Source organism: Pseudoalteromonas lipolytica, from assembly GCF_900116435.1.
GTDB lineage: Bacteria > Pseudomonadota > Gammaproteobacteria > Enterobacterales > Alteromonadaceae > Pseudoalteromonas > Pseudoalteromonas lipolytica.
The window spans coordinates 290540-302877 of the sequence record NZ_FPAZ01000002.1 but is presented as its reverse complement, the minus strand read 5'-3'; the positions used below and the strand labels follow the sequence as shown (position 1 = coordinate 302877).

Here is a 12338-nt window from a genome sequence, read left to right as displayed (position 1 = left end):
TATCGATTCCCTTTCAAACATTCCTAGAGCACAATTTTCAAGCAAGTTGCCAGTAAAGCATGTCGTCTCTGGTTACTCTACTTTCAGATAACATTGAATAAAGTTTAGAATTAACAGTTGAGCGATCAGCCATCATATTAAACTCACTGTTTAAAACCTTTACGAGCTCTTTGGCAGTAATTGGTTGGTACATCTCTAGTGCGTTTAATAAATTTATTTCAAAAAGATTCTTTTCTTCAAAATTTTTTTTTACGACAGGTAGTCCATAACGATTTATATATCTTCTGTATTCGTCTTTATCAAAGAGTTTTTCTAAATCGAGCTCAACACCGTTCTGAGTTAAAAAATCAATAGCATTTTTTTGCCAAGAAGTCGGCGAGTGTTGAATTGGCATTAGCTCGCCTTTGGGATAGTTTCTTTTATACTCTTGTGGAAAGCTATTTGTTAAAGCAAAATGGTTTAACTCACTCAAAGAGTAATCGTTAAGCTTCTCACTAGGTAAACCCATATAAATCCATAACTTAAAGTTATGCGAGCCTTCAATGATATGAAAATCACCACAATCTAAATAAATAATGGAAGTTTGAGCCATTCCTCTAAGCTTTATATAACTGGTAGTTAAACTCTTTCCTAGCACTCGCTTAACTGTAAGCTCCGCTTGGTTTCCAAGCATTAGCCGCGCATTGCGCACAAAACCATGCTCATAAAGCCCTTCTAAAAAACGCTTACGCGCAGGGAACATTCTATTTAACGCTTCATCACCGATGTAATTCGCGTACTCCTCAATGGCTCCTAAAAATAATCGTAAGTCTTCTTTAGCAAGCCAGCTTGTCACTGCTTTTATTCTGTTTTCACCAATAGGCTTCCACCACTGGCGGTAGTTATTTGCTGTATTAGCAATACGCGGATCACCAGCTAAATTCAGTACAAAATTTTGCCATATTTCACTGGGTGCGCCAGCAGAGCGATCAATAATAATTTCAAGCGCTATGTGCCCTATTCGTTTACCTTCTTCAAAAGGCATAGTGGCAACGTCATGCTTTAATAACTCATGCAGTACATCATGTTGCTCACCAACAGGAATTTCTCTTAGCGTATCTAAGTAATATTGCGCGTGGCAAATATCTAAAAAGCGCCCTTGTGGCAGCTCGTTTAAGCGTAGTTTTTTTAATTGTTCGTTTAAGTCTAAGTGGTTTTGTTTGGCAAGGTTAACTAGTGCCTTAGGGGCTGTTAAATCAAGCAGCCATTTAGCCTGATTAAGTACCGACAATATTGTGTCACTTGAATTTTTGCGATCTTTTAAACGCAACTCTATTTGATGGTTAAGCCACTGCGTTAATCGATTAAAAATATTGCCATCAACCAGTGCATCAAAATAACGATAAACTAACGAAATTAAATTCATTAACGACGACATACCAAGTTTGGGGTGTATAGCTTGAATGTAATCTATTGTTTCTTCGTTTAAGGAGTTTTTTCTTACTTCTTCTTTATCAATCCATAACTGAGTTAAAACACGAACACCTTTTCGCTTAATTAAAGTTTCTTTTAGCTTTTCTTTTTGATCGTACATAACGTAGCGATTAACCTGTTGCTCAAGGGATTTAAATTCTTCGCCTTGTCCTGCCCCATCAGCAATTTTTTTCGTTTGAACTGTTAAGCTACTCCACTGCTGTGAAATACGTTCCCAGTTAAACTGAGGAAGCTCTGGGATAGGAGGTAAAAGCAACATACTTACTGCATCTCCAAACGGCTTCTTACAGTTTCATATTCCGCACTAGTAGGCCTACGAATAGTAAAACGGATATCTATTCGCCTATTTGCTCTAAAATCAATTTCTGTTAGTTCTTCAACTATCATTCTACGTGTTGCCGCATAGCCACTAACCGAAAAAAGTGGGTTACCTTCTTTATTCATAATCCCTGCGAGGTCATGTTGGCTCGGCAGTAATTTAACCCAAAGTTCCCATAACGAAATAGCTCTAAACGTAGACAATCCCCAATTACCTTTACCCATCATGCCGTAAAAGTTTTTACTGTCGGTATGTCCTTCAATAAAAATAGTATCGAGAAATTGCTCTCGGTTATCTTTATTTATAACCTCGGCAAGCACTTCACCAATTTCAAGCGCGGTGCCTTCAAACTCTGGACTTATATTAAATGCAGCGCTATCAAATCCTAAAATATCATTTGGAATACTCAAAACTGTTTCATTTTCGCTAACTGTAACTTGTATTCCTCGCTTACGAAGCAAATCAGCCGCTTCATGTAAAATAGTTCTGCGAACACCTTCAGCTTTATGAAGCATTTCAAGCTCTTGAGTAAATACTTGCTGCTTATTTTCAAGCTCTTGTTTAGCTTCTATAAGTTCAACCATCAATACTACAGATGCTAAAACAAATAAAATCAGTAACCCCGACAAGATATCCGAAAATGACATCCAATACGGGTTTTCTTCATCAACACTGACTTGGTTGCTTCTAAATACTCGCATTAGCTACGCTCCAATTCATCCACTAAATCAGAAATAGAGCTAACGGTTCTGCGCATTTGGTCACTAAACTCAAGGGTTGTGGTATTCCAGGTTTCCATACGCTCTTTAACTTGGGTATTTACTTCTGATGAATAACTACGTAGCCACTCATTCGTTTGCTTTTCAATATCCGACACTTGCTTAGCTAACGTATTACTTAGTCCCTCAAACGATGCCTCAACACCACGTACAAATTCACTCTGGTGTGTTTTCATTTCGCTAAAGCCACTTTGAGCTAGTTTTGCCGTATTGCCAAACTGCTCTGTTGTAGCAACAAGCGACGTTTCCAGTCCTCTTAGCACTTTAGCTTGATCAATTACATGATTTGCTAATCCATCATTTTGCGCAGAAATACCTTTGATAGTTTCAGTCATATCAGCTAAGCGCGTATCAAATAGCTCAGTTGCCTTTAATAAATTGCCCGATAACACCCCAATTTGGTTTGCGCTGTTACTCAAGTTTTGGCTACTCGTAGCTGATGACTCTGCAACCGTTTTAAGCTCGCCAATTACATCTTTATGCTGTGCAATAACCGAGTCCATATGAGTTTGTGTTCGTTTTACCGCATCAGTCATTGAGGTAAGCATTTGGTCTTGTTGTGCTAGCCACTTACTTAACTGCGATTGTAATTGCTCACGATATTCTGAGTCACGCTTAGCCGTTTCAAGCTGTTGGCTATTAATTAATGAGCCAAACGTGTCTTCAAGTGCCTTTTGACGCTGTTCAGTGTTTTGCATAAAGCTTTGTAAGCTGGTTTCAAGGCCACTGGTAAATGCCTGTTGCTGCGCCGTTGTTTTTTCGTTTTGGTTCGAAAGCTCATTAACAAATCCACGGTTCGATTCGCTCATTGCAGTTTGTACTTCGGCCATAGAGTAAGAAAGTTTACTAAGCGTTTGCGACTGCTCAGTTAACCAACCACCTAATACCGACTGTAAATTATCTACATGGTTTGCCTCTCGCGTAGCTTGCGATTGCTGCTGCGACTCAATCGCTGTAAATAACTTTTGCTCCATAAGCTGTTGTCGTTCTTCGCTTTTACTCAGCATCGCTTCGAGTTGCTGGTTAAATAGCGATGACGCACTCGCTTGTTGCTCAACCAGTAACTCAGCTTGTTTACTGCTTTGTTCTAGCACTGCGCTCATTTGCCCGCTCAAGCTACTTACTGCATCATGCATTTGCTCAGTTGACTTTTGTATAAGCTCGCCTTGGCCTCTGCCTGCGGCTTGCATGCTTTCAGTAAAGTTACTAATTAAATGCTCCAGCACGCCGCTGGTTTGTTGGCTGGTATTACTGACTAACGACTGCATCGCAGGTGCCATTACATTATTAAGTGCGTTAGTAAAAGCATCTTGCATGCTGTCACTCACACCGGAAATAGTCTCCTGTAATTTATCTCCAATTCGCTCATGCAGTTCCTTTAAAGCCTCACTGCTATCACTGGTGTTTTTAGAAATATCAACAAGTGATTTTTCAGCGGGTAAACGCGGATATAAAAAATCAATACGGTGCTGTACGGCAGTAATGTTTTGTATAATTAAACGCTCTGCTATTTTTTCAATAAAGTTCAGCAGTAAGCTTAAACCAACTCCCCATACAGAGGTAACAAAGGCAAAAGCTGCACCGCTCATCATACTAGCAATACCGGTTTTTAGTATTTCAATATCGTTACTTTCAATATGAATATCACGCAGGCCCATAGTTAGGCCCATAAACGTACCTAACACACCAATTGCGGTTAAAAATGAAGGGGTAGCCGCTAATAACCTATTAGATGAAAGCCCCGCTGAAAGGGTTTTATGGTTAAAAAAGTGCTCTGCATCCAAAGTATTGTAAATACGTTGCGAGCGGTCGTCTTTTACTAAGCTTTCACCAAATTCATGCCACAGGCTATGCACTATTTTAGATTTTGACGCTTTAGCACGTTCACTAATAACCAAACTATTATCATAAAGCGTGGTAATAGATTCACCATTAATAATGTGCCTGACCTGCTTTACTCGACTATTGCTCTTAACGGTAAGTACAATAATCGAGATAAAAGCAACAACAAACACTGCTATTAATGCAAACCAAAACGATACACCCAATAAAGATTGCGGTATCAACCAATGCGATGGCATAGAATCCAACATATTTACTACTCCCTTAGTTTATTGGGTATTACTTAATTTTTGTTATAACTCGCCAGCGAAAGCTTTTTGACTTAATCCATTGAACATTTGTTCTGATTCTTTAAGCCCTAATTTCGCTTTTTCTAACATGCTTCTGGCAACATTGACCTTCTCCACAAATTGCTCTTGCATTTCTTTTGGAGGATAAATTATTGGAAACTCCTCTAAATGATCTTTATTTAACTGGCGTTTATCAATTCCACCAACGCAAACGCTTCTAATGTAATCGCGGTACTCTATAGTAGTTAAAATAAAAACTACAAACTCATGCAACACATCTTCAACCAGGCGGATAAAATACACATGTCCATTAAGGTTGGCTTTTCCATCGTCACCTAAATACAAAGCTGCACGACCTAAACTACTGTTCACAGTATTAATACGGCCAGTCTTAGTCATCAATATATCTTTATGCTTCAAACTACTCTTACTCATCGATTCATGAGTTTTTTCGTCGATATAAACCACGTCGTCCAGTAATAACTTGTTTTTCCAAACGTTTTGACTTCGTAAAAAGGTGATGCCTTCGTCAACATAGTTCTTACTGCCACCATTTGGCGTGTTACCACTTGCGATTTTGCTAGATATCTCTTTTAACTTTTTAACTTCCCACCGTTTCGGGTTAGAAATAGGATCGCCGAACATATCTAGGAAGACGCTGCGGAGGAAGTCTTCGGCGAGGTCGATGGCTTGTTGACGTTTGCGGCGCACGCTGTCGGCTTTATCTAATATCGCAGCGATGCGTTTTTGTACTTCGAGTGGTGGAAGTGGGATTAGCTCGTCGTGAACCAAATTCCTATTTAATGTCGGAACTCCAGCTCCTTCGACAAACCTTTCAAGTTTAAAAGCTTGGAGCATGTAATATACCCACTTAGAATAGTTACTATGAAAATCAGTGACATACAATGCTGTGTTGAGAGGCCAGTAGTCCTCTTCAGTATAATGAACCTTTCCGATAGTTCCTGAACGACCAGTAATGACTCCGGGAGCTTGAATTTTCACTTCATTATGAAAACCATTTTGTCCATTTGCAGCGTATATTGGAACATCGCCTTCAACCCTGTTCTTTGTTGGGAGGTCATACCCTCTTTTAAGAGTCGCAACTTCTTTTAGAGGTACAAGAGGCCAACCTGCTGAGTTAGTGAAGAAGCTCACAGCATCTCCTCCAGCGCTTTCAAATCAGCCAATATCTCATTTTCCAATGACACTAACTTACCTAAAATTTCTTTTGGTGGATCGTATTGTTCTTCTTCGTATACCACTTCTTTGTAGCGGTTTATTGAAAGGTCATATTTATTTGAGGTGATGTCTTCTTTGCTGACCCAAAACGCCTTTTGGGTCTTATCGTTTGCTTCCGTTTCAGCTACCGCTTTATCACGGGCTTTAAACTGGGCAACCAAATCTGGTAGGTCGTTCTCTTTAATCGGTGCGCGTTTGTCATCGAGCGAAAAACCATCGGCTTGTACATCATAAAACCAAACATGATCGGTAGTGCCGCCTTTGGTGAATATTAAAATCGCGGTTGAAACGCCCGCATAAGGTTTAAATACACCACTTGGCAAGGATATAACCGCTTCAAGCTGGTTGTTATCGACTAGCAATTGTCGCAATTGCTGGTGTGCTTTTGATGAGCCGAATAATACGCCATCAGGAACGATAGTCGCTGAGCGACCACCCACACGTAACATGCGCTCTATTAAGGCAACAAACAGCAACTCGGTTTTTTTGGTTTTAACTTTACGAAGTACTTCAGGGCATACGTCTTCTTCGTCTAACTTACCTTTAAATGGTGGATTGGCAAGGATAATGTCCATGCCATCCTTTGCCTCGTTTGGAAAACGTTCAATAAAAGATTGGCTTAGGGTATCTTGGTAATGGATGTCGGGCTGTTTTATACCATGCATCACTAAGTTCATGGCGGCTACGCGCAGCATGGTGGCGTCAAAATCAAAGCCGTGGAACATATCGGTATCGATGTGCTTGCGAGCGTCTTCGTCAATTAAATCACCCGAATACAAGACGTTTTCAAGCTGATTACCGTTGTTGTCTAATAACGGCTTGCCATCGATATCAAATAACGGCTCGCGTTCAATAGCGTCGGTTGAGGTATATTTCTCAAGTAGGTACTCGTAAGACACTGATAAGAAGCCACCTGTGCCCGTTGATGGGTCACAAATACGGCTGTTTTTATCAGGGTCCATCATTTCCACCATTGCACGAATAATGTGGCGTGGCGTATAAACTGGCCGTTAATGCCTGCTGTTGTTAGTTTGCTTAGCAAGTATTCGTATAAGTCGCCTTTGGTGTCAGAGTTTTCAAGTGGCAGGTCGTTGACCATTTCAACCGCTTTAACCAATAGCGACTGCTTTTGGATCATCAGTTGCGCATCTTTCATAAACTCGTTAAAAATTGCGCCTTCGGTTGACTCGTCATCCCCTGCTTTTGAAAAGTATGGGAATAGCTCATCTTTCACTAATTTATAAAGCTCTTCGGCCCCTAAGTGACGAAAGTTTTGCCAACGCAAATGTTGCTCGTCATCATTAAAACGGCGGGTAAATGGTTTATTGGTACGTGCACTGCGTTTTTCGTCAGCTTGCTCGCTCATATCAAGCATACGGGCGTACATTAGAAAGGTGATTTGCTCGACTACCGTTAACGGGTTAGTAATACCACCGGTCCAAAATTCTTCCCAGAGTTTATCGATTTTGCTTTTAAGTTGACCTGTGATCATTAATATTCAATTCCTAATGCTTTTATATGTTGCTGCGCAGTTTGAAAAATAGGCTTATGGCTGTAATTGCTTTTCTACTGCATTAATTTTGGTGCCCAATGGTACATTAAATTGCGCAATAAATTGCTCAATTATGTCGGCTTGTTGTTCACTAAATACGCCATCGAGCCCCATATCATGAACTTGAGTAAATGGCGCATCGTAAAGTTGCTCAATATTAATACTACCATTGCGAACAAGGTGATTTTTTAACATGCCAATAAAGCGCTGTTGTTTGGCATTCATATGCGTATGAGTTTGTTGCACAAATTCTGTAAAGCTTTGCTCAATTGCCTGTTTATCCATACCCACTATAGTACGCAGTATTTTATCTAGGCTCGCTGTTGAGTCAGGGAAAAATTCTTTCAGTGTATTCAGGTCGACACTGGGGTTTTGGGTGTGAACTAGTGAACTTAACTGAGCAAGATCGGCCTCTGTTACGGGCTCTCCGGCACGAATTTTTTTCAATACAGCATCTGTTTAAAATAGTGGCGCAAGGGTTTTTTCTACTTCTTGGCGGTATATCTGATAATCAATCGAGACTATTTTTGTTAGCCTGTCGGTTTCGTGTATTTGATTTGAATCTTCTTTTATATCAAGTACAAACTCGCTTGTTGGCGGCGTCACGTTTTTATTACGTAAATGTATAATACTGCGTAAATCAACACGGCTTTGTTCAAGTGCTGTATGTGTTAAATATTGCCAATATTGATCTGTTTGGATCACTGCTATTGCTGGTGCTTTTGCACGCACTTCGTTTAAGTGCATTTGTAGCGACTCAACTTTAGCCATGACATTTTGCTTTGCTAGATCAATTTGACTTGTATCTGTTAATAATAATGTTTGAATAACAGTTATTTCGCAATCAAGTTTATAGGCTTCACTTTGCCCCATAATATTGCGCCATTGCATTAGTGGTGCAACTTTTTCAAGTAAATCACTGACTGTATTTGGTGTAAATTGATTTAGGCGTTTTAGGCCTTTATAGGTTTCTACTACTTGCCAATTATCGCGCACTGATATTGATTCCATTGGTAAAGAATTAATATCTTGGTGAAGTAACGATATAGTTTGATCAAACACATCCATATTGGCTTTTTTAAGCGCTGTTTGTGCGAGGTTTATGCGCGTTTCAAACAGTTTTTGCAACAGTGATTTAGCTTGTTTAACGTCTTCTTCTTCTGGGTTTTCGTCAAAGTATTCAAAGTTTGCCCAATGATCAAATATCAAGAAGTGTGTTTTATGCTTACCTGGGCCATATAAGTGCTCACATAAGCGTGTACCTCGACCAATCATTTGCCAAAATTTCACCTTTGATTTAATTGGCTTAGCGAACACAAGATTGACACACTCGGGTACATCAATGCCAGTATCAAGCATATCAACTGACACAGCGATACGAACACTATTTTCGTCACTCGATTTGAAGTCATCTATTAGCTCTTCGGCACGTTCGTATTTTGAATGAATAACGCGGCAAAAGTTAGCACCATGTTGTGGATAAAGTTCGCTAAACAATTGTGCTAAAAGTTCTGCATGAGCTATGTTACGGGCAAATATAATTGTTTTACCTGGTAGCTGCCCGTCTTTGTCACGTAGCCCTTTTTCCATTAAATTACGCAGTATTAATCTATTGGTATCTTTATTTTTAACGGCTTCGTCTATTTGCTTTGCATCGAAGTCAAGCTCGTTAGGGTCTATACCTTGATCTTCTAATTGTGCTATTTGCTCATCAGTAAGGTTGTCTTTTTTAATACCTTCTCGTAAAAATTGTGTGGTGTAACTTACAATTTTGTAAGGTACTAAGTTACCTTGCTCTATAGCATCCTCAAGGGGATAGTTAGCGGTTGGTAGTTTATAATCACAACCAAATAGATCACAGGTTGAGCGCGATACCATTTCAACAGGTGTAGCGGTTAAGCCGACTTCAAGCGCATCAAAGTATTTAAAAATATCACCATAAATATTGTAAATTGAGCGGTGCGATTCATCAGCGACAATAAGGTCAAAAAACCCCACATCATACTTGTTCATTATGCGAAGCATACCCGGATAGGTAGCGATAAATACACGTGCACTACCAGCGCTGTTTTTAGCACTTTTACCAACAATATGGACTGGTTCATTAGTAAATTCAGTAAATGCGTTGCCTGCTTGTTTGCGTAACTCTTTACGGTCACATAAAAATAATACCCGTTTTGCCCAGCCAGCATCGAGCAAACGTTTAGCAAGTGCAATAGATACGCGGGTTTTACCTGTTCCCGTCGCTTGAACTATAAGGGCTTTACGGTGTTTATCGCTAAAACGCTCACACACGCGGGTGATTGTTTCCATTTGATACAAACGACCCGCAACGTTTGTATCTATTGGCGTTTGATTTAGGTCTTTTTTTAGTGTGCGTTGCTTAAGTAAGTATTGCAGAGAATCTTTTGAATAATAACCATATAAGCCTCGACTATTATAACCTTGTGCATCATCGAGGATTTTAATGTCCCAACCATTCGAGTAAAAAATAACGGGGCGCTGGCCATATTGCTTTTCTAAAGCATCAGCGTAGAGCGTCGCTTGTTGTCGACCCTTTTCAATATTTTCACGAGATCGTTTTGCTTCAATAACAGCAAGAGGTTGACCATCGTTATCCCATAAAACGTAATCGACATAACCAATGCCTGTTGGTGTTGGTTGCTCACTCACTTTGACTTCTTTGCCAACTTCTTCTGTTGATTCATCATCAAGTGCAACATGCCAGCCTGCATTACGAAGATCTAAATCAATAATTCGTTTACGAGTTTCGTCCTCGTTAAAATCAAAGCTGGAACTAACTATTTGCTTATTAAGACTTTGTACTTGTTTTAGTTTTTCTTGATTGATCGCTTGCTTTAGCTTTGCAGCTTGCTGTTGTGCTAATTTTTGTGCAAGCTCTGCAGCTTCAAGCTCATCGAGAGCACGCTTTAAACGAGCTTGGTTCTCGGCTAATTGCTTTGTAAGCTGTTTGTTCTTTTTAGCAAACTCAGCATCACTTTGATTACTTGGCTGAACTTGTGCAGGTACTTTAAACTCTGGACACTCTTGTTGAGACCCTTTTGCATAAGCCATAAACAAATAAGAGGCAATAAAATAGCTTTCTTTTAATATCCATATAGCTTGCTGTTGATCTACTCTACCTTGATGGGCAGCTTGATTACCACTTTTACGAATTGCATGGAGTTTATCCGTAATTTGTCTTGGCACTACGCTTGTAAAGTCATCGGCAGTGAGTTTATCGAATATATTAGAATTTGGTAAAACAGGCAGGCATAACTCTTCATATAAAAAGCCAACAACTTTCTCTGCAAAGCAACGCAATTTTACCAATGAGCTTTGAGGATCGCTGATAGCATACTCTTCAGCAAATGCTGCAAGTTGGTGTAATTCAGGCCATCGTTGTTTGATATGTTCAAAGTTCATTGAGTGTTTCATTGTTGCTAATTCCTTTTTCATCCTACTTGATTGTACTATTTTTATACTTTTACAAGCTTGTAAAATGCTATATCAATTCTATTTTTACTTTGCCATTTAGTGCATTAACTTGATAGATAGTCCCACCGTCAACGGTGGTTGAACCAATTAACAGCTTTTCTGCTAACTCAATAGGCAAGGCATTATTAAGTTTTTTATTAATTAGGCTACGAGTTTGCTGAACAAACGTTTTTTCCATTGGCTTTAAGCCACTTAAGTTATTAATTTTAAAATCTTCCGGCTCGATTCCAAATGTATCACGAAATACTCGTAAGTCAGTACCTAGCCTAGAAAACTGAGTTAAATAAGCCTCTGAATAACTTGTTGTATCTTCAAAATAACGATCTACATTGAGTTCATACTGATCAAGTAACCATAAGTAAAATGCCATTTCTTTTGCCGTTAAGCTTATGTCAATCCCCGCGAATGTTAACTGCTTAGCAGAAGGGTTTATAACTAATGAAATTACTTTTGAGTTGACAGTATTAAGACTTGCTACTGTTTTACTGAAAGATACATTTTTGATACTGGTAAGCACAGAGTTATCAATTAGGTTACGCATGCGAACATAAGGTATGCTCGTTAAAGTAATATTGGCATTTTTGCAATCGACCGATTTCCCTGCTTTATTTTTTACAAACTTTGAATGGGGAGTCGGATACCAAAAGTCTTTTAGAAATTCAAAGCTCTCATCTACAAATACATGACTTAGAGTGTCTTGCTCACGCCCAAAGAGAGACATGGCATATCCTAAGTAAAACGCCATTGTTTTACGTCCACCTGCAATTGATGCATGTATTGCTGTATTCTCAAGTTTGGTTAACTCATCTACCTTACGGGTTATAAAATCTGCCATATAGACCTGTTCAACCTCAGTACTGGCATCAAAAACAGGTTGACCGTTTTGATCTTCAATAAGCCAAATATTTTTCTCAGAAAACTCAATCTCTGGCAATTTGTAGTCTGTTAATAACTGTTGAAAATGACCTTGGTTGAATAGCCCATCTACCAGCAAAGGTTTGGCACTTTGCGTTGTGATGACATAGATTTCGTTTGGCAGACTTTTGCCTTGCTTATGGATAGCAAACAAGGTTTCTGTAAGTACTTGAGGGCTAGCCCCTGTGATGATGAGTAATATGTGTTTCATTCAATTTCCTTTTGACGAAACTGAATGATATCTGAATATTAAATAAAATCAAAAAGTATGAGACGAATGCTATTTTTATGACTTATTGACGATAAATGTTTTGCGAACTTTCTCTAATACCTAAATTTAAAAAAAGAGTAGCACGCTACTCCTTCATTGCCCTCAAGCCACGCCTTACATTATCGTTGGCAATACGCTTTGCATTACCAAAATAGAAAAG

General features: G+C 39.2%; 9 protein-coding genes. All 9 read right to left on the bottom strand.

What is annotated here, in order from left to right:
- Nucleotides 1-37: 37 nt before the first annotated feature.
- The 9 genes from BM378_RS02825 to csm6 all read right to left on the bottom strand — a co-directional run bounded on the left by BM378_RS02825 (nt 38) and on the right by csm6 (nt 12118).
- On the bottom strand, nt 38-1732 hold the full coding sequence (locus BM378_RS02825; RefSeq protein WP_074988549.1) for an EH signature domain-containing protein: 1695 nt from the start codon (nt 1730-1732) through the stop codon (nt 38-40).
- A 2-nt stretch (nt 1733-1734) separates the two neighbouring features.
- Entirely contained in the window at nt 1735-2493 is a 759-nt protein-coding gene (locus BM378_RS02820) for an OmpA/MotB family protein (protein ID WP_074988548.1), read from the bottom strand.
- Entirely contained in the window at nt 2493-4664 is a 2172-nt protein-coding gene (gene zorA, locus BM378_RS02815) for an anti-phage ZorAB system protein ZorA (RefSeq protein ID WP_074988547.1), read from the bottom strand. The genes BM378_RS02820 and zorA overlap by 1 nt, the downstream gene beginning before the upstream one ends.
- A 42-nt stretch (nt 4665-4706) precedes the next feature.
- Complete coding sequence (locus BM378_RS02810) at nt 4707-5858, bottom strand: restriction endonuclease subunit S (protein ID WP_074988546.1); 1152 nt, start codon at nt 5856-5858, stop codon at nt 4707-4709.
- Nucleotides 5855-6904, bottom strand: a complete 1050-nt coding sequence (locus tag BM378_RS02805) for an HsdM family class I SAM-dependent methyltransferase (RefSeq protein WP_256213512.1) — start codon at nt 6902-6904, stop codon at nt 5855-5857. Before BM378_RS02805 ends, BM378_RS02810 begins: the two co-directional genes overlap by 4 nt.
- On the bottom strand, nt 6904-7434 hold the full coding sequence (locus BM378_RS20610; protein ID WP_227006882.1) for a type I restriction-modification system subunit M N-terminal domain-containing protein: 531 nt from the start codon (nt 7432-7434) through the stop codon (nt 6904-6906). Before BM378_RS20610 ends, BM378_RS02805 begins: the two co-directional genes overlap by 1 nt.
- 54 nt (nt 7435-7488) lie before the next feature.
- The gene (locus BM378_RS20605; protein WP_227006881.1) at nt 7489-7941 is read right to left on the bottom strand and encodes a type I restriction-modification enzyme R subunit C-terminal domain-containing protein; all 453 of its coding nucleotides are present in this window, start codon (nt 7939-7941) and stop codon (nt 7489-7491) included.
- Between the two features lie 12 nt (nt 7942-7953).
- A complete protein-coding gene (locus BM378_RS02800; RefSeq protein WP_227006880.1) occupies nt 7954-10932 on the bottom strand; it encodes a type I restriction endonuclease subunit R in 2979 nt (992 codons plus the stop codon).
- A gap of 67 nt (nt 10933-10999) precedes the next feature.
- On the bottom strand, nt 11000-12118 hold the full coding sequence (gene csm6 / locus BM378_RS02795; protein ID WP_074988545.1) for a CRISPR-associated ring nuclease Csm6: 1119 nt from the start codon (nt 12116-12118) through the stop codon (nt 11000-11002).
- Nucleotides 12119-12338 lie beyond the last annotated feature (220 nt).